The organism is Isoptericola aurantiacus, assembly GCF_044769875.1.
GTDB lineage: Bacteria > Actinomycetota > Actinomycetes > Actinomycetales > Cellulomonadaceae > Isoptericola > Isoptericola aurantiacus.
In genome coordinates this window covers 1,070,113-1,086,332 of record NZ_JBJBAE010000001.1, presented here as the reverse complement: position 1 = coordinate 1,086,332, position 16,220 = coordinate 1,070,113, and the positions used below count along the sequence as shown (strand labels likewise).

The following is a 16,220-nucleotide window of genomic DNA, read 5'->3' as shown; positions in this document are numbered from 1 at the left end:
CCGCTCCGCACGCGGCACGGGTGCCGCCGTCGTCCCCGTGGGGGCCCGAACCCGAAGGAATGCTCATGACCACACCTGACCCGAACCCCGCCGCCGCGTTCCCGGGCGGCACGATCCTCGGCTACCCGCGCATCGGACGGCGGCGCGAGCTCAAGCGCGCCGTCGAGTCGCGCTGGGCCGGCCGCACCGACGCCGTCGACCTCGAGGTCACGGCCGGCGCGCTGCGACGCGAGACCGTCCAGCGTCTCGTCGCGCTCGGCCTCGACCCCGACGACGGGTCCGTGCCCGGTTCGTTCTCCTACTACGACCAGGTGCTCGACGTCGTCGCGCTGCTGGGCGCCGTGCCGGCCCGGTTCCGCGACCTGATCGACGACGAGGACGGCTCCCTCGACCTGGACGGCTACTTCACCGTCGCCCGCGGCCGCGGCGAGGACGCGCCGCTGGAGATGACCAAGTGGTTCGACACCAACTACCACTACCTCGTGCCGGAGATCAGCGAGACCACGCCGATCTCCTTCGCGGACCACCGCGTCGTGCGCGAGTACGCCGAGGCCAAGGAGGCGGGCGTCACCACCCGCCCGGTGCTCGTGGGCCCGGTGACGTTCCTGGCGCTGTCCAAGGCTGCCGACGACGCCGCGGACGGGTTCCACCCGCTCGACCGGCTCGACGACGTGGTCGCCGCGTACGCCGAGCTGCTGCGCGCGTTCGCCGCCGTCGGCGTGCCGTGGGTGCAGCTCGACGAGCCCGTCCTGGTCTCCGACACGATGGACGTGGACGCCGGGCGGACCGACGCCGCGATCACGTCGGCCTACCTGGCCCTGGCGACGGACCTCGCGCCAGCCTCGGCGGACGACGCCCTCGACGTCACCCCGGAGCGACCGCGGATCCTCGTCGCCGCCCCCTTCGGCGGGCTGGCCACCGCGGGCACCGAGGCCGCACCGGCCCGGGACGGGCTCGCCCTGCTGGCCGCGACCGACGTGGACGCGATCGCGATCGACCTGGTCAAGGGCGCCGTGCCCACCGGGTCGGGTCCCGACGGGACCGTGCCGGGCCTGGCCACGAAGACCCTGGTGGCCGGCGTCGTCGACGGGCACAACGTCTGGCGCGCCGACCTCGCCGCGCGGCTCGACGTGCTCGCCGCGCTGCGCCCGCTGGGTGCCGGCTCGATCACGGTCGGCACCTCGACGTCGCTGCTGCACGTGCCCCACGACGTCGACGACGAGACGTGGGAGGGACCCGCGGCCGAGCGGGCCGGCCGGACTCCCGGACTGCGGCGGTGGCTCGCGTTCGCCGACCAGAAGGTCCGGGAGGTCTCGGTGCTGGCCCGGGCCCACGCCGACGGGCCGGACGCGGTGCGTGCCGCCCTCGACGAGGCGAGCGCCGCCCTGGCCGAGCGTGCGGCCGCACGGGGCGTCGTCGACCCGGCCGTCCGCGAGCGCCTCGCGGCCCTGACGCCCGCCGACTTCGAGCGCGGGGCGCACGCGGAGCGCGTCGCCGCCCAGCGCGAGGGTCTCGGGCTGCCGCCGCTGCCGACCACCACGATCGGGTCGTTCCCGCAGACGGCGGAGATCCGCAGGGCCCGGTCCGCCTGGGCGAAGGGCGAGCTGCCCGACGACGCGTACACCGCGGCAATGCAGGCGGAGATCGCGCGCGTGGTCGCCCTCCAGGAGGAGATCGGCCTGGACGTGCTGGTGCACGGCGAGCCCGAGCGCAACGACATGGTGCAGTACTTCGCGGAGCTGCTGGACGGGTTCGCGACGACGGACCTCGGCTGGGTGCAGTCCTACGGGTCGCGCTGCGTGCGCCCGCCGATCCTGTGGGGTGACGTGACGCGGCCGGCCCCGATGACGGTCGGGTGGACCACGTACGCGGCGTCGCTCACCGAGAAGCCGGTCAAGGGGATGCTCACCGGGCCGGTGACGATCCTGGCGTGGTCGTTCGTGCGGGACGACCAGCCGCTCGCGGACACCGCGAACCAGGTGGCGCTCGCCCTGCGCGACGAGGTGGCCGACCTGGAGGCCGCCGGCACCGCCGTCGTCCAGGTGGACGAGCCGGCGCTGCGGGAGCTGCTGCCGCTGCGGCGTGCCGATCAGGAGACGTACCTGGAGTGGTCGGTCGGGTCCTTCCGCCTGGCCACCGCCGGCGCCGCGGCGTCGACCCAGGTGCACACGCACCTGTGCTACTCGGAGTTCGGGGAGGTCATCGGGGCGATCGACGGCCTCGACGCGGACGTGACCTCGATCGAGGCGGCGCGCTCGCGCATGGAGGTCGTGCCGGAGCTGCACGCCGCCGGGTACGCGCGCGGCGTCGGGCCGGGCGTGTACGACATCCACTCGCCGCGGGTGCCCTCGGCCCAGGAGGTCACCGAGCTGCTGGAGCTCGCCGTGACGTCGATCGACCCGGCCGTGGTGTGGGTCAACCCTGACTGCGGGCTCAAGACCCGCGGGTACGCCGAGGTGGAGCCGTCGCTGCGGCACCTCGTCGAGGCGGCCCGGACGGTGCGCGCCACCCTCTGACCCTCGTCGCCGAGCATGCCGTGGGGCCCGTCCGCAGGCGCGGGCGGGCCCCACGGCACCGTCGACCGCCCGGAGGGCGTGCTCGCGGGACGGTGGGTGGCGGGTGACCCAGGTCATCGATCGAGGCAACCGTCGTGTGTCACCATGGTCTCGGCCCCGCCGTCGGCGCGGGCCCACCGGATCGGATCGAGGAGCGAAGGATGCAGGGCGTCGTCGCGGGGAGCGGGGTGGCCGTGGAGGCCTGCTCAGGCACCCCCGGCCCCCGAGGCACCCGCCGCTGACCGCCGTCCCACGACGCGGAGCGAGCAGGGGCCCGGTTCTCCCCTGCCCTCAGCCACCCGCCGACGACGCCGCGCACCGCCGCGCGTCGGGCGCCGTGGCGCCCCCGCTCACGAAAGCCGCACCATGAGCCCCCTCACCGAAGCACAGCTCCGCGCCGCCCTCGTCAACACCACCCGCAGCGAGCGACAGCGCATGATCGTCCCCGACCTCGACGCGATCCGGTGGGACCGCCTCGAGTACCTCGGCTGGCGCGACCGCAAGCAGCCGCTGGCCGCCTACGCCGTCGTCGAGATCGACGCCGCACCGGTCGGCATCATCCTGCGCGCCCCCGAGACGAGCAGCCGCCGCGCCGCGATGTGCGCCTGGTGCGAGGAGGTGGGCGACGGCAGCGACACGTCCCTGCTCGTCGCCCGCCGGGCCGGCGCCGTCGGCCGCAAGGGCAACACCATCGGCACGCTCGTCTGCTCGGACTTCCGCTGCTCCCGGCACGTGCGACGCCGGCCGACGCTCGCCGAGACCGGGACGGACGACGACGAGGCGCGTGCCGCCGTCGTCGAGCGCCGCATCGCCGGGCTCCAGGAGCGGGTCCGACGGTTCGTCGAGGAGGTCCGCAGCACCGCATGAGGCTGTTCGCTGTGAGCGAAGAGCCGGGATCTGGCACTCTCGGGTCGAGAGTGCTAAATCATGAGGTGTAGCCAGGCGACGCCGGACGGACCGGCGCGCTGATCGCGGTCGGGGCCGCGGATCGTGGCCCCCGTCGAGGAGGTGATGCGCGATGGCTACCTACTGGGACCCGTTCCAGGAGATGGACCGACTGTTCGGCTCGCTCGCCACGTCCAGGAACGCGCCGGGCATGCCGATGGACCTGTTCCGCGAGGGTGACCACTACGTCCTCGCCGCCGACCTGCCGGGGATCGATCCCGGCAGCATCGACGTCTCGTGCGAGGACCGCACCCTCACGATCCGCGCCGAACGCACACCCCGCTCCGGCGAGGACCAGTGGCTGCTGCGCGAACGCCCGTCCGGCACGGTCGCACGGCAGCTCACCCTCGGTCGGGGGCTGGCGCTCGACCGGATCAGCGCCTCCTACGCCGAGGGCGTGCTGATCCTCACCATCCCCGTGGCCGAGGACGCCAAGCCGCGCAAGATCGAGGTCGCGCGCGCGAGCAGCGAACCGACCACCATCGAGGCCTGAGCGGCGCGTGCGCGACCTCGCCGGGGACCGCCGCGACGTCGGCCGGTCCCCGGCGCGGTCGCGCACGGACCTGCTCTCGCCGGCTCGCTCCGGGCTACCGCCAGAACCCTCGGTCGCGACACCCCTGCACTCGCCAGCTCGCTCCGGGCTTTCGCACAGCGCTATCGGTCGCGCCGACCTTGCACTGCGCTACGCGCGAGTGCCTCGTCCCTCGGCCCTCACGCTCCGCTTCGCTCCAGGTCAGCGCTCGGAGGCGCCGATCATGGGGAGCCCGAAGCCCAGGCACACGGCCAGGATGCCGCCGGTGAACAGGTACGGGGAGAGGTCGCTGCCGCCCGTGGCGCCGATGCCGATGAGGGCGAGCCCGGCCGCGAAGAGCACGAACGAGACGATGACCCGCCCGAGCATCGCCCCGGGGGCGTCGTTCTGCGGGGGCCGGTTCACCTGGAAGTCGCTCATGGGACCAGCGTAGCCCGGTCCCGCGCCGCTCTCCCCCGTCAGTCCACGCGCTCCAGCGTCACCGCGTCCTCCGTACCGCCGTCGATCACCAGCTCGTCGGCGTCGACGACGTCGACGGGGATCTGCTGCAGCAGCTCGTCCGACCCCGGATCCTTCATCTCGAGGAAGATCCCTACCCCGTCCGGCATGCTCCACGTACCGGAGACGTCCTGCGGGTCGCCGTGGCCCAGCAGCTCGGCAGGGACGTCGGTGGCGGTGAACTCCTCCGCGTCGAGGACCACCTGGAAACCGCCGTCGGCCGGCTCGAACGTCCCGACGAGGTCGCTTCGCTGGTCGACCGCTGCCCCCGACGGGGTGTCGGTCGTGGTGCACCCGGCGAGTCCCGCCGGGATCAGGACGAGCGCGGCCGCGGCCGTCGATCGTCGGAGCCGGTCAGGCATCGTCTCTCCACCATGGGGGGCACGTTGCCGCCGGACGATACCAGACGTCCCATCGACCAGCAGACCTACGGCAGCCGCGGACGCCGGACGGCCAGCCCGGCGCGCGCCGGGTCCAGCTCGACCGGGCTGACCAGCACGGCCGGCCCCCGGTGCAGCACGCCGTCCGTGACGGGCACGCACCGCACGCCGCCCCGGCCACCCCGCATCGCCGCATGCACCCCCGGCGCCAGGACGCGGTCCATCCACGCGCACGGGTTCGCCGCGCGTCCGGCCCGCAACGTCACCTCCCCCGCCCGGGAACGGATCGTGAACTCCGAGCCGACCAGCGGCGCCAGCTCGGCGCCACGCAGCACCACGTTGCGTCGGGTCAGCAGCGGGTCCAGCGGCCCGGTGCCGAGCTCGTCGGCGATCGCCTCGAGCGCCTCGGCGGCGAACAGCGTCACGGCCGCGTCCAGGTGCGCGGCCTTGCCGAAGAACCGGTCCCCCACGATCCCCTTGCCGGCCACGACCTGCGCCTCGGCGAGGTCCGACGTCGGCACGTCCGCGGCGCCGTCGCGCGGACGTCCGAAGTACGCGTGCTCGGGCGAGACGAGCAGGTGCTCGATCCGGACCGGGTACTCGAAGGTGGCCATGCGCCGAGTCTGGCACCCAGCACCCGGTCCGTAGGATGTGCCGGTGCCGACGCCGCCCCTCCCCCGCCGCATCCTCGTCGCGGGCACCTCCGGCGCGGGCAAGACGACGCTCGCCGCCCGGATCGGCGCGACCCTCGGCGTCCCCCACACCGAGACGGACGCCCTGCACCACGGTCCGCACTGGACGCCGCGCCCGGAGTTCCTCGACGACGTCCGCGCCCTCGCCGCGGGTGAGACCTGGGTGTGCGAGTGGCAGTACCGCCGGGCGCGCCCGATCCTGCTGGAGCGCGCGGAGATGCTGGTGTGGCTCGACCTGCCGGTCGGCGTGGTGATGAACCAGGTGGTGCGCCGCACCGTGGACCGCCGTCTGCGCCGGACGGTGCTGTGGAACGGCAACGTCGAACCGCCGTTGCGCACGTTCCTCACCGATCGCGACCACATCGTGCGGTGGGCCTGGCGGACGCGACGGAAGCTCGACGGGCTGGACCGCCACCTCGCGCAGGAGGCGCCGCACGTCGAGGTGGTGCGCCTGCGCAGCCGTTCGCAGATCCGCGACTGGGTCGCGGGTCTGGAGCGGTCCGTCTCAGCGTTCTAGCAGCGGCGCGAGCTCCTCGACGATCCGGACGTCGCCGTCCAACCAGTCGACGTCCCACAACGTGGCGGCGTCGAGCCAGCGCAGCTCGTCGTGCTCGACCAGCGGCCGGGGCTCCCCCGTGCGCAACGTCGCGAACCAGAGCCGCAGCACGTGGCGGTCGGTGATGATCCAGGCCCCGTCGTCGGGTCCGGCCAGCTCGTGGCCGAGCGTGACGGCGACGCCGAGCTCCTCGTCGAGCTCCCGGTGCAGCGCCTCGGCGGGCGCCTCCCCCGGTTCGGCCTTGCCACCGGGGAACTCCCACCGCCCGGCGATCGGTGCGGGTCGGGAGCGGCGGGCTGCGAGCAGCCGACCGGGTCGTTCCAGAGAGTCGACGATCGCTGCGGCGACGACGAGGCGACGTGTCATGCCGCGATCTTGCCATCCTGCCGAGCCGTGCCCATCCGGGCCCTGCGGCTCGTCCCTGACGCTGTGCCCTGCCACCGTCATCCCCCGAGAGGTGGCAGGGCCGGCGTCAGGACGTGCTCAGCTGCTCCGCAGGCCTGCGGTCTGCGCCCACGCCACCGCGTCTGCACGGGTCGAGACCCCGAGCTTGCGGTAGACGCTGCGCACCTGCGACTTGACCGTGTTGCGGGTGACGAACAGCTTGGTGGCGATCTGCTCGAGGGTGATCTCCTCGGTCAGGTTCGACAGCACCACCTGCTCACGACGCGTCAGGCTCGCACTGACCATCGGCCGGTCCATCTCGATTGCACTCATCCTTCAGTCCTCCACGACGGCCGCCGACCTGCTCCTTGGTCAGCCTGGGGATCTGCCGTCATGGTGTGGAGAGCGTGAAGGCCGGGGTTCATGACGCGGACTTTCGGAAACCCGTCCCGCGATCCGGCGTCATCGGGGCCTCGGAACAGCGCTCCCGGCCGGCCACGACCGCCGCACGAGCGACGTCGGTGCAGGTCAGCGCGATGCCATCGCGATGACGCCGCGGCGAGGACTTCTTACATCACGATCTGGTCACGATGCCGTCCGTGTGCCGTCATCCCGCGTGCTGCGCGTACTCCTCGGCGCTCAGCAGCGGCCCCTCACCCGTGACCTCGACCTTGAACAGCCACCCGGAACCGAAAGGCTCGGCGTTGACGAGGGCGGGGTCGTCGATCGCCGCCTGGTTGACCTCGACCACCGTTCCGGAGACCGGCGAGAAGAGCTCCGAGACGGACTTGGTGGACTCGATCTCGCCGATGACGGCACCGGCCTCGACCGTGGCGCCCACCTCCGGCAGCTCCAGGTAGACGACGTCGCCGAGCGCCTCGGCGGCGACGGACGTGACGCCCACCGTCGCGGGGGTCGCGTCGTCGATCCACTCGTGCTCGACGGAGTAGCGCAGGTTCGGGGGGAAGTCGGCCATGGTCGGCTCCTTCGGTCTCGGGGGGTTCGGGTCCGGCGACGTCCGGCGGGGCCGGACGACAGGTGGGCCGCTACGCGTCACCGCGGCGGTAGAAGGGCAGCGGGACGACGACGAACGGTTCGGCGCGGCCCCGGACGTCGACGGCCAGCTCGGTCCCCTCGGCGGAGAGCTCCGGCGTCACGTAGGCCAGGGCGACCGGGTGCCCGAGCGTGGGCGACGGCGCGCCCGACGTCACGGTCCCGACCTGCGGCCCGAGCGCACCGCCGTCGGACGCCTCGGCCTCCGGCGGCACGACGGCGTACCCCGCGCGGGCGGGCCGGCGGCCGGTGCCGCGCAGACCCACCAGCACGCGCGTCGGCGCGCTGTCGCGGCGGGCCTCCAGCGCGGCGCGGCCGACGAACTCGACCGGGGTGCCGTCGTCGGACACCTTGTCGAGCTTGACGATGCGGCCCATCCCGGCGTCGTAGGGGGTGGTGGTCGTGTCGAGCTCGTGGCCGTACAACGGCATGCCGGCCTCGAGCCGCAGCGAGTCGCGGGCGGACAGCCCGGCCGGCACCAGCCCGTACGGCTCCCCGGCGTCGAGCAGAGCACGCCACAGCGGCACGGCGTGGGCCAGCTCGACCCAGATCTCGAACCCGTCCTCACCCGTGTAGCCGGTGCGGCCCACCAGCACCGTCGCCTCGCCGAACCGCATCCCGATGCAGGCGTAGTACCGCAGGTCGTCCAGCGCGGTGCCTCCCGAGACCGTCGCGTCCTCGGTGAGCACCTCGCGCAGGATCTCCTCGGCGCGCGGCCCCTGCACGGCGATCAGCGCCTGACCGGCCGAGACGTCCCGCACGGCGACGTCGAACCCGGCGGCCCGCTCCAGCAGCGCCACGAGCACGGTCCCGGCGTTGGCGGCGTTCGCGACGACGAAGTACTCGTCGGCGCCGGTGTGGTAGACGATCAGGTCGTCCAGCACTCCCCCGTCGGCGGCGCACAGCATGGTGTACCGGGCGCGCAGGGGGCGCAGGCCGGACAGGTTGCCGACGAGCGCGTGGTCGAGGAACGCGCCGGCGTCCGGTCCGGTGATGCTGATCCCGCCCATGTGCGACAGGTCGAACAGCCCGGCGGCCTCCCGCACGGCCCGGTGCTCGGCGATGTCCGAGCTGTACCGCAGCGGCATGAGCCAGCCACCGAACTCGGTGAGGTGGGCGCCGAGCGCCACGTGCTCGTCGTGCAGCGGGGACTTCGTCTCGGTCATGGTCTCGGGACCCTCAGTTCTGGGCGTAGGCGTCGACGGGCGGGCAGGAGCACTGCAGGTTGCGGTCGCCGTGCGCCTGGTCGATGCGGCGCACCGGCGGCCAGTACTTGCCGCTGCGCAGGCTCGCCACGGGGAACGCCGCCTCTTGGCGGGTGTAGGGCAGCGTCCACTCGTCCATCATGACCGACTCCGCGGTGTGCGGGGCGTTGCGCAGCGGCGAGTCCGCCACGGCCCAGCGACCCGCGGCGACGGCGTCGATCTCGCCGCGGATGGCGATCATGGCCTCGACGAACCGGTCGAGCTCGCCGAGGTCCTCGGACTCCGTGGGCTCGACCATGAGGGTGCCGGCCACCGGGAACGCCATCGTGGGTGCGTGGAAGCCGAAGTCGATGAGGCGCTTGGCCACGTCGTCGACGGTCACGCCCGTCTCGGCGGTGATGGCCCGCAGGTCCAGGATGCACTCGTGCGCCACCAGGCCGTGCTCGCCGGTGTAGAGCACCGGGTAGTGCGGGGCGAGCCGCGAGGCGACGTAGTTGGCGGTCAGCACGGCGTTCTCGGTGGCGGCCGTGAGCCCGTCGGGGCCCATGAGGGCGAGGTAGGCGTAGGAGATCGGCAGGATCCCGGCCGAGCCGTGACGCGTGCCCGACACGGGCGGCACCGCCCCGGCCCGGTGGCCGGGTGCGAGCTCCCCGGCCGACGGCGTCGGGTCGCCGGGCAGGAACGGCACCAGGTGCTCGGCCACCGCGACCGGACCGACGCCGGGGCCGCCGCCGCCGTGCGGGATGCAGAAGGTCTTGTGCAGGTTCAGGTGCGACACGTCGCCGCCGAACCGGCCCGGTCGCGCCAGGCCGACGAGGGCGTTGAGGTTGGCACCGTCGATGTACACCTGACCGCCCGCCTGGTGTACGAGGTCGCACACCTCCTGGACGTGCGGCTCGTAGACGCCGTGCGTCGAGGGGTAGGTGATCATGATCGCGGCCACCCGCTCGCCGTGCTGGTCGAGCCGGGCGCGCAGGTCGGTCAGGTCGATCTCGCCGTCCTCGGCGGTGGCCACGACCACCGCGCGCAGCCCCGCGAGCGTGGCCGAGGCCGCGTTGGTGCCGTGCGCCGAGGCGGGGATCAGCACGACGTCCCGCGCGCCCTGGCCGCGCGAGGCGTGGTACTCGCGGATGGCCAGCAGACCTGCGAGCTCACCCTGCGACCCGGCGTTGGGCTGCACCGACACCGCCGCGTAGCCGGTGATCTCGGCGAGCTGCCCCTCCAGCGTGCTGATGAGCTCCGCGTAGCCCGCGGCCTGGTCGGCGGGCACGTAGGGGTGCAGGTCGGCGAACCCCGGCCAGCTGATCGGCTCCATCTCCACGGCCGCGTTGAGCTTCATCGTGCACGACCCGAGCGGGATCATCGTGCGGTCCAGCGCCAGGTCCTTGTCGCTCAGCGCGCGCAGGAACCGCAGCATCGCCGTCTCGGAGCGGTGCCGGTGGAACACCGGGTGCGTCAGGTAGTCCGTGCGACGCAGCAGCGCGTCGTCCAGCCCCGGCACGCCGTCGTCGGCGGCAGCGGCCTCGTCGGCGCCCAGCAGGCCGAGCAGCACGGCGACGTCGTCGCCGGTGGTGGTCTCGTCGCAGGAGATCTGTACGTGATCGGCGTCCGGGACGTACAAGTTGTAGCCGGCCGCGACGGCCGCCGCCCCGATCGCCTCCGCGCGGCCCGGGACCGCGATGCGGACGGTGTCGAAGAAGGCGTCGGCCTCGACCGTCACGCCGGCGCCGCGCAGGCCGGCGGCGAGGGCCGCCGCATGCCCGTGCACCCGCTCGGCGATCGCCCGCAGCCCCTCGGGCCCGTGGTGCACGGCGTACATCGCCGCGACGTTCGCCAGCAGCGCCTGGGCGGTGCAGATGTTCGACGTCGCACGGTCGCGCCGGATGTGCTGCTCGCGCGTGGCCAGCGCGAGGCGGTAGCCCACCTGCCCGTCGGCGTCCACGGAGACGCCCACCAGGCGACCGGGCAGCTGCCGCTCCAGCCCCTTGCGCACCGCGACGTAGGCCGCGTGCGGCCCGCCGTAGAACAGCGGGACGCCGAACCGCTGCGCGGACCCGACGGCGACGTCGGCACCGAGCTCGCCGGGGGAGACCAGCATCGTCAGCGCCAGGGGATCGGTCGCGACCGTCACCAGGGCCCCGCGCGCCTTGGCCTCGGCGACCGTCGCACGGAGGTCGAGCACGCGGCCCGAGGCGCCCGACTGCTGGGCGACGACGCCCACGAGGTCACCGTCCGGCAGCGTGCCCCCGGACGCCACGTACGCCGCGAGCGCCGCGTCGAGCCCGTCGGTGAGGTCCACGACGACGACGGGCAGCCCCACGGCCTCGGCGCGGCCCCGGGTGACGGTCAGCGACTGGCCGAAGAGGTCGGCGTCGAGCACCACGTAGCCCGATTTCGCCCGCGAGGCCCGCCACATGAGGGCGACGGCCTCGGCCACGGCGGTGGCCTCGTCCAGCAGGGACGCCCCGGCGATCTCCAGCCCGGTGAGGTCCTCGACGACCTGCTGGAAGGTGAGGAGCGCCTCGAGCCGGCCCTGGGAGATCTCGGGCTGGTACGGCGTGTACGCCGTGTACCAGGCGGGGGACTCGAGCATGTTGCGCCGGATGACGGCGGGCGTGACGGTCGGGTAGAACCCCTGACCGATCATCTGCCGCTTGACCTGGTTCTTCGCGGCGATGCGGCGCAGGTCGGCCAGCACCTCGGCCTCGCTGCGCGCCGCCGGGAGGTCCAGCCCGGCGGTCTGTCGGATGGAGCCCGGTACCGCGGCGTCGACCAGGGCGTCGAGGCTGTCGAGGCCGAGCTGGTCGAGCATGGTGGCGGTCTCGGCCGCGCGGGGTCCGATGTGCCGGTCGGCGAAGACGTCGGGGTCGACGGGGGAGTGGGTCACGAGGGCGCTCCGAGGGTCGGACGGCTGGGACCCTCCCCGCTCTGTCATGGGACCTGAGAGTTTGGCCGGTCCGCCGTACGGGGCGCGCCGGCTTGCACCGTCGGTGGGTCCGGCGTCGTGCACGGACCGCTTTTCAGAGTTGCCTCGCCGTGACGGTACCTGGGCCTGAGAGATTCCCGGGGAGGGTTTGCTCCTTCGGCGCCGACCCCTGGCTGGGGCCGCGCTCTCCCGTCACGGTTCGAGCGGCTGTTCGTTTCTGGTCGAGCGCTGCCATCTTACCCACGGGCGTGGGCGGTGGCCGGATCAGCTCAGCTCGAGGTCGCGGGTGACCGCCAGCATCGAGTCGACGACGGCGCGTACCGCCGGGCCGGGCTCGTGCCGCGTGGCACGGTGCCGCACGACGATCCGTCGTGAACCCAGGCCCGTCATCGCGACGACCTCCGCGCCCTCGGGCACGGTGCTGCGCTCGATGGCGAGCGCGGGCAGCATCGCGACCCCCTGGCCGGCGGCGACGAGCGCGAGGGCGGTGTCGAAGTCGAAGTAGGCGTGGCGCATCGCCAGCTCGGTGCCCAGGGTGCGGCCGAGGCGGCGCAGCGCGCGGTCCGACGCGGTGCCCCGCAGGGCGCCGATCCAGGGCAGGTCCCGCAGGTCGTCGAGGCGTTCGGGCGTGGGCAGCGAGTGCGGCACGAGCAGGCGCCAGGGCTCGTCGAGCAGGGGGACGTCGTGCTGCCCGCGGGGTGCCGGGGCGTCGACGTCGACGTCGCGCTCCAGCAGGACGGCGTCGAGGTCGCCGGCGCGCAGCATCCGGACCGCCTCGGCCGGCTCGTGCTCGCGCACGTCGACGGTCAGGCCCGGGTGCTCCTCGGCCAGCGGGCCGAGCAGCGGGGCGACGACGGCGCGGATGGCCGACTGGAAGGACCCGACCCGGACGGTGCCCGAGACGCCCTCACCGAGGTTGGCGATCTCCTGGCGGGCCTCCACCAGGTCCGCCTCGATCCGCTCGGCCACGTCGGCGAGCACCCGCCCCGCCGGGGTGAGGGTGACGCCCCGCGGGCCGCGGTCGAGGACCGGGAACCCCTCCTCGGCCTCCAGGCGGGCGATTTGCTGAGACACGGCCGACGGGGTGACTCGGAGAAGATCTGCTGCCGCGAGCACGCCCCCGGCGCGGTGCACGGCAAGGAGGAAGGCAAGCCTTCGTGGGTCGGTAGCCATGTAGCAATACTAACCGGCTCTCATAGCAGCGTTCGATTGTGCTGAACCACTGTCATGATCCACCATGGTCCTCGTGCCCGGCCGGAGTCACTGGTCCGAGGACCGGCACACCCCACCCATCACCCCCGTGAGGAGGCTCGTATGTTGCCCTACCTGTTGTCCGTGGTCACTGCTCTTGGTTGGGTCGGCGCCATCATCGGCCTCGTCGCGTACATCCAGGTCTCCCGCGGTCGCTGGGCCCCGAACTCCATCCAGTTCCAGGCCGCGAACCTCTGCGCGACCTCGATGCTCTTCCTCGTCGCCGCCGTGAACGGCGTGTGGCCGTCGGTCGCGGCGAACATCGCCTGGATGGTCATCGGCGGCCAGGCGATCCTGGTGATCGTCAAGGCGCGCCACGACCGCCGTCGGACCCAGGCAGCGGACCTCGCCACCGTCGAGATGCCGCTGGTGGACCGCCCGCTCGACCTCACCGACGCCGAGCGCGTCGTCGAACGCACCACCGAGCGGCACGACGGCGAGGCCTTCGCCCACGCCCACCGCCTCGTCGCCGCCGTCCGCTGACGGCTCCGCCGCGGCCGGACGTCGCTCAGAGCGTGGCCTGCCAGGCGACGATCCGGTCCACGGCCCGGGCGACGACGTCGGGGGCCGCGGCGAACGACAGCCGCACCCAGTCCCGCCCGCGCTCCGCGTCGAAGTCCGTGCCCGGGGTGATGGCGACGTCGGCCTCGGCCAGCAGGCGCGAGCAGTAGGTGACGGAGTCCATCCCGCACCGCGACACGTCGCCGTACAGGTAGAAGGCGCCGTCGGCCGGCGCCACCGGCCGCCAGCCCAGCTCGGGCACGCGGTCCAGCAGCGCGGCGCGCGAGTCGGCGTACCGTGCGACGTTCGCCGCCGCGGCGGCGTACCCCTCCGCGCTGAACGCCGCGACGCCGGCGTGCTGGGCCAGGGCCGGGGGAGACAGCGCGACGTTCCCCGCCAGCGCGTCCACAGGACCCACGAGCTCGTCGGGCAGCACCAGCCAGCCCAGCCGCCAGCCCGTCATCGCCCAGTACTTCGAGAACGAGTTGACGACGACGGCGCCCTGGTCGCCGTGCGTCGCGGCGGTCACCTGCGCGACGTCGTCGCCGTAGGCGATCCCGTGGTAGATCTCGTCGCTGATGAGGCGGACCTCGTGCTCGGCGCACCACCCGGCGAGCGCCTCGAGCTCGGCCGGGGCGATCATCGTCCCGGTCGGGTTCGCGGGCGAGGCCACGACCACACCGTCCAGGCCGCCGCCGTAGTACGCCTCCATGAGCTGCGACACCGTCGGCTGGTAGCGCGTGGCGGGGCCGCAGTCGAGCTCGACGACCTCGCACCCCAGCGCCGCGAGGATGTTCTTGTACGCCGGGTAGCCCGGCCGCGCGAGCGCCACCCGGTCACCGACGTCGAACGCCGCCAGGAACGTCAGGACGAACCCGCCGGAGGACCCCGTCGTGACCGCGACCCGCGACGGGTCGACCTCGACGTCGTACCAACGGCGGTAGTGGCCCGCGATCTCGGCCCGCAGCGCCGGCACGCCCATCGCCTCGGTGTAGCCGAGGTCCCCGGTCCGCAGCAGCTCGGCGGCGCGGGCGCGCACGACGTCGGCGGCGCCGGTCGACGGCTCGCCCGCGCAGAGGCTCAGCACGTCGTGCCCGACGGCGCGGCGCGCGTTGGCCGCGGCGAGCACCTCCATCACGGCGAACGGCGGGACCTGGCTGCGGCGCGAGACCTTCATACGCCCATCATGCCGGGATCGCGGCGCACCCGGGCGGCACGACGACGGCCGGGGGAGGACGACGCATGCGTCCCGACCACGACGACGGCTTTCCTGTTCCTCGTCGCCGAGGCCCGATGACCGGCCGCGGCGCGGGTGACGGCGGTACCCGCGCTCGATAGCGTGGCCCCATGGACGCCGACCACCGCGAGCGCGGACCGGAACGTGACCCCGCACGCCACGCCGCGCAGTACCGCGTGGACCGCGAGACGGCCCACGACCTCCGCGAGCGCGACGCCGTCGGTGGGGACGACGACGGCCCCGACGCCCCGCAGGACGAGGCGACACCCCGGCGGCGCATGGACGACCGCGCCCTGTGGGTCGACACCGTGGTGGACCAGGCGATCCGCCGGGGGGAGTTCGACGACCTGCCGCTGCAGGGCAAGCCGCTGCCCGGCATCGGCGGCACGCACGACCCGGACTGGTGGCTCAAGAGCCTCGTCCAGCGGGACCACATCACCGGGGTGCTGCCCGCGGCCCAGCTCCGCGCCGACGCCGCCGCGATGGACGACACGCTCGACCGGGAGCACGACGAGCGCCGGGTCCGCGAGATCCTCGCCGACTTCAACGCCCGCGTGATCGATGCCCGTCGGCAGCTCACCGGCGGACCGCCCGTCGTGACGCCGACCCGCGACGTCGAGGACGACGTCGCCCGCTGGCACCGGCGCCGGGCCCGGCCGTGACGGCGCCGACCGACGGGGACGGCACCGTCGCCGAGCTGGTCGCGCGCACGGCGGCGTGGCTGGGCGTGCCGGCCCGGCCCGGGACCGTGGACGGTATCGAGACGGGCGACCCGTCCGCCGTCGTGCGGGGGGTCGCCGTGACGACCCTGGCGACCTCCGCCGTGCTGGAACGCGCGGTCGCGATCGGCGCGAACGTCGTCGTGACGCACGAGCCGCTGTTCTACGACCACCGGGGGGAGGCGACCGCGGACCTGGTCGCCGAGCACGACCCGGTGCACGCGGCCAAGGCCGCATACGTCGCCGAGCACGACCTGGTCGTCTGGCGCCTGCACGACGCGTGGCACGACCGCCGCCCCGACGGCGTCGACGAGGGCACGGCCCGGGCCCTCGGGTGGACGCTCGACCCGGAGGCCGCCGCTGCCGGCACCGCCGTCTGCGACGTGCGCCCGACGACGGTCCCCGCCCTGGCCCGGCAGCTCGCCGCCGCGCTCGGCTCCGACCAGACGCGGTTCGTCGGGGACGCCACCCGCCCGGTGCGCCGCGTCGGGCTCGACCTGGGGTTCCGCGGGTTCGCCCGCAACCGGTCGCTGCTGCGCGCCGCCGACGTCGACGCCGTCGTGGTGGGGGAGGCGCACGAGTGGGAGACCGCGTCCTACGCGACCGACCTGGCGCGGCTCGACGGCACGGGCCTCGTCGTGGTGGGCCACGTGCCGAGCGAGCAGGCCGGCATGTCCTTCTTCGCCGAGGAGCTGCGCGACGTCGCGCCGGAGGTCCCCGTGACGTTCCTGTCGACGCCGGACCTGCTCACCGCCGTCTGACGCATCCGCTCGCGTCGGCGCTCCG

Annotated in this window: 17 protein-coding genes and 1 riboswitch; of the genes, 7 read left to right on the top strand and 10 right to left on the bottom strand. The window is 74.0% G+C overall.

From position 1 onward, the window contains the following. Positions 1-59: 59 nt before the first annotated feature. The 3 genes from metE (at position 60) to ACIQLL_RS04985 (ending at position 3,993) form a co-directional block, all read left to right on the top strand. A complete protein-coding gene (gene metE, locus ACIQLL_RS04995) occupies positions 60-2,516 on the top strand; it encodes a 5-methyltetrahydropteroyltriglutamate--homocysteine S-methyltransferase (protein WP_402463959.1) in 2,457 nt (818 codons plus the stop codon). Positions 2,517-2,921: 405 nt separating this feature from the next. Next, positions 2,922-3,422: an FBP domain-containing protein gene (locus tag ACIQLL_RS04990; protein ID WP_402463957.1), complete on the top strand. Its 501-nt coding sequence runs from the start codon at positions 2,922-2,924 to the stop codon at positions 3,420-3,422. A gap of 151 nt (positions 3,423-3,573) precedes the next feature. Then, complete coding sequence (locus tag ACIQLL_RS04985) at positions 3,574-3,993, top strand: Hsp20/alpha crystallin family protein (protein WP_402463955.1); 420 nt, start codon at positions 3,574-3,576, stop codon at positions 3,991-3,993. Between the two features lie 240 nt (positions 3,994-4,233). Here ACIQLL_RS04985 and ACIQLL_RS04980 read toward each other — a convergent pair whose 3' ends face one another. The 3 genes from ACIQLL_RS04980 to ACIQLL_RS04970 all read right to left on the bottom strand — a co-directional run bounded on the left by ACIQLL_RS04980 (position 4,234) and on the right by ACIQLL_RS04970 (position 5,524). Beyond that, complete coding sequence (locus tag ACIQLL_RS04980; RefSeq protein ID WP_402463953.1) at positions 4,234-4,452, bottom strand: hypothetical protein; 219 nt, start codon at positions 4,450-4,452, stop codon at positions 4,234-4,236. 38 nt (positions 4,453-4,490) lie between these two features. Further along, a complete protein-coding gene (locus ACIQLL_RS04975) occupies positions 4,491-4,892 on the bottom strand; it encodes a hypothetical protein (protein ID WP_402463952.1) in 402 nt (133 codons plus the stop codon). Positions 4,893-4,957: 65 nt separating this feature from the next. Beyond that, complete coding sequence (locus ACIQLL_RS04970; RefSeq protein ID WP_402463950.1) at positions 4,958-5,524, bottom strand: MOSC domain-containing protein; 567 nt, start codon at positions 5,522-5,524, stop codon at positions 4,958-4,960. Between the two features lie 43 nt (positions 5,525-5,567). Between ACIQLL_RS04970 and ACIQLL_RS04965 the strand changes: the two genes are divergently transcribed. Beyond that, a complete protein-coding gene (locus tag ACIQLL_RS04965) occupies positions 5,568-6,119 on the top strand; it encodes a P-loop NTPase family protein (protein WP_402463948.1) in 552 nt (183 codons plus the stop codon). On the opposite strand, the gene ACIQLL_RS04960 is transcribed toward ACIQLL_RS04965, so the two are convergent. The 6 genes from ACIQLL_RS04960 to ACIQLL_RS04935 all read right to left on the bottom strand — a co-directional run bounded on the left by ACIQLL_RS04960 (position 6,108) and on the right by ACIQLL_RS04935 (position 12,899). Beyond that, on the bottom strand, positions 6,108-6,524 hold the full coding sequence (locus ACIQLL_RS04960; RefSeq protein WP_402463946.1) for a (deoxy)nucleoside triphosphate pyrophosphohydrolase: 417 nt from the start codon (positions 6,522-6,524) through the stop codon (positions 6,108-6,110). The two genes, ACIQLL_RS04965 and ACIQLL_RS04960, sit on opposite strands and share 12 nt — an antisense overlap. A gap of 117 nt (positions 6,525-6,641) precedes the next feature. Further along, on the bottom strand, positions 6,642-6,875 hold the full coding sequence (locus ACIQLL_RS04955; protein ID WP_402463944.1) for a LuxR C-terminal-related transcriptional regulator: 234 nt from the start codon (positions 6,873-6,875) through the stop codon (positions 6,642-6,644). A 274-nt stretch (positions 6,876-7,149) separates the two neighbouring features. Continuing rightward, on the bottom strand, positions 7,150-7,518 hold the full coding sequence (gcvH, locus tag ACIQLL_RS04950) for a glycine cleavage system protein GcvH (protein ID WP_402463943.1): 369 nt from the start codon (positions 7,516-7,518) through the stop codon (positions 7,150-7,152). Positions 7,519-7,588: 70 nt separating this feature from the next. Continuing rightward, complete coding sequence (gene gcvT / locus ACIQLL_RS04945; RefSeq protein ID WP_402463941.1) at positions 7,589-8,761, bottom strand: glycine cleavage system aminomethyltransferase GcvT; 1,173 nt, start codon at positions 8,759-8,761, stop codon at positions 7,589-7,591. A gap of 13 nt (positions 8,762-8,774) precedes the next feature. Beyond that, on the bottom strand, positions 8,775-11,735 hold the full coding sequence (gene gcvP / locus ACIQLL_RS04940; protein ID WP_402463939.1) for an aminomethyl-transferring glycine dehydrogenase: 2,961 nt from the start codon (positions 11,733-11,735) through the stop codon (positions 8,775-8,777). Positions 11,736-11,830: 95 nt separating this feature from the next. Then, positions 11,831-11,928, bottom strand: a riboswitch (glycine riboswitch). A 62-nt stretch (positions 11,929-11,990) separates the two neighbouring features. Beyond that, positions 11,991-12,899: a LysR family transcriptional regulator gene (locus ACIQLL_RS04935; protein ID WP_402463937.1), complete on the bottom strand. Its 909-nt coding sequence runs from the start codon at positions 12,897-12,899 to the stop codon at positions 11,991-11,993. A 141-nt stretch (positions 12,900-13,040) separates the two neighbouring features. Between ACIQLL_RS04935 and ACIQLL_RS04930 the strand changes: the two genes are divergently transcribed. Continuing rightward, a complete protein-coding gene (locus tag ACIQLL_RS04930; protein ID WP_402463935.1) occupies positions 13,041-13,460 on the top strand; it encodes a CBU_0592 family membrane protein in 420 nt (139 codons plus the stop codon). A gap of 25 nt (positions 13,461-13,485) precedes the next feature. On the opposite strand, the gene ACIQLL_RS04925 is transcribed toward ACIQLL_RS04930, so the two are convergent. After that, positions 13,486-14,655: a pyridoxal phosphate-dependent aminotransferase gene (locus ACIQLL_RS04925; RefSeq protein ID WP_402463933.1), complete on the bottom strand. Its 1,170-nt coding sequence runs from the start codon at positions 14,653-14,655 to the stop codon at positions 13,486-13,488. A 170-nt stretch (positions 14,656-14,825) separates the two neighbouring features. On the opposite strand from ACIQLL_RS04925, the gene ACIQLL_RS04920 reads away from it, so the two are divergent. Further along, positions 14,826-15,377: a DnaJ family domain-containing protein gene (locus ACIQLL_RS04920; RefSeq protein ID WP_402463931.1), complete on the top strand. Its 552-nt coding sequence runs from the start codon at positions 14,826-14,828 to the stop codon at positions 15,375-15,377. Then, positions 15,374-16,195 (top strand): Nif3-like dinuclear metal center hexameric protein, encoded by an 822-nt coding sequence (locus ACIQLL_RS04915; protein WP_402463929.1) that lies wholly within the window; start codon positions 15,374-15,376, stop codon positions 16,193-16,195. The genes ACIQLL_RS04920 and ACIQLL_RS04915 overlap by 4 nt, the downstream gene beginning before the upstream one ends. Positions 16,196-16,220: the final 25 nt, after the last annotated feature.

What these genes read in the sequence shown, in the direction of transcription:
- ACIQLL_RS04985 (WP_402463955.1), top strand. Translation starts at nt 3,574, where the DNA reads ATGGCTACCTACTGGGACCCGTTCCAGGAGATGGACCGACTGTTCGGC.
- ACIQLL_RS04990 (WP_402463957.1), top strand. Translation starts at nt 2,922, where the DNA reads ATGAGCCCCCTCACCGAAGCACAGCTCCGCGCCGCCCTCGTCAACACC.
- gcvH (WP_402463943.1), bottom strand. Translation starts at nt 7,518, where the DNA reads ATGGCCGACTTCCCCCCGAACCTGCGCTACTCCGTCGAGCACGAGTGG.
- ACIQLL_RS04980 (WP_402463953.1), bottom strand. Translation starts at nt 4,452, where the DNA reads ATGAGCGACTTCCAGGTGAACCGGCCCCCGCAGAACGACGCCCCCGGG.
- ACIQLL_RS04955 (WP_402463944.1), bottom strand. Translation starts at nt 6,875, where the DNA reads ATGAGTGCAATCGAGATGGACCGGCCGATGGTCAGTGCGAGCCTGACG.
- ACIQLL_RS04970 (WP_402463950.1), bottom strand. Translation starts at nt 5,524, where the DNA reads ATGGCCACCTTCGAGTACCCGGTCCGGATCGAGCACCTGCTCGTCTCG.
- ACIQLL_RS04960 (WP_402463946.1), bottom strand. Translation starts at nt 6,524, where the DNA reads ATGACACGTCGCCTCGTCGTCGCCGCAGCGATCGTCGACTCTCTGGAA.
- ACIQLL_RS04920 (WP_402463931.1), top strand. Translation starts at nt 14,826, where the DNA reads ATGGACGCCGACCACCGCGAGCGCGGACCGGAACGTGACCCCGCACGC.
- metE (WP_402463959.1), top strand. Translation starts at nt 60, where the DNA reads ATGCTCATGACCACACCTGACCCGAACCCCGCCGCCGCGTTCCCGGGC.
- ACIQLL_RS04925 (WP_402463933.1), bottom strand. Translation starts at nt 14,655, where the DNA reads ATGAAGGTCTCGCGCCGCAGCCAGGTCCCGCCGTTCGCCGTGATGGAG.
- ACIQLL_RS04975 (WP_402463952.1), bottom strand. Translation starts at nt 4,892, where the DNA reads ATGCCTGACCGGCTCCGACGATCGACGGCCGCGGCCGCGCTCGTCCTG.
- gcvT (WP_402463941.1), bottom strand. Translation starts at nt 8,761, where the DNA reads ATGACCGAGACGAAGTCCCCGCTGCACGACGAGCACGTGGCGCTCGGC.
- gcvP (WP_402463939.1), bottom strand. Translation starts at nt 11,735, where the DNA reads ATGACAGAGCGGGGAGGGTCCCAGCCGTCCGACCCTCGGAGCGCCCTC.
- ACIQLL_RS04930 (WP_402463935.1), top strand. Translation starts at nt 13,041, where the DNA reads ATGTTGCCCTACCTGTTGTCCGTGGTCACTGCTCTTGGTTGGGTCGGC.
- ACIQLL_RS04935 (WP_402463937.1), bottom strand. Translation starts at nt 12,899, where the DNA reads ATGGCTACCGACCCACGAAGGCTTGCCTTCCTCCTTGCCGTGCACCGC.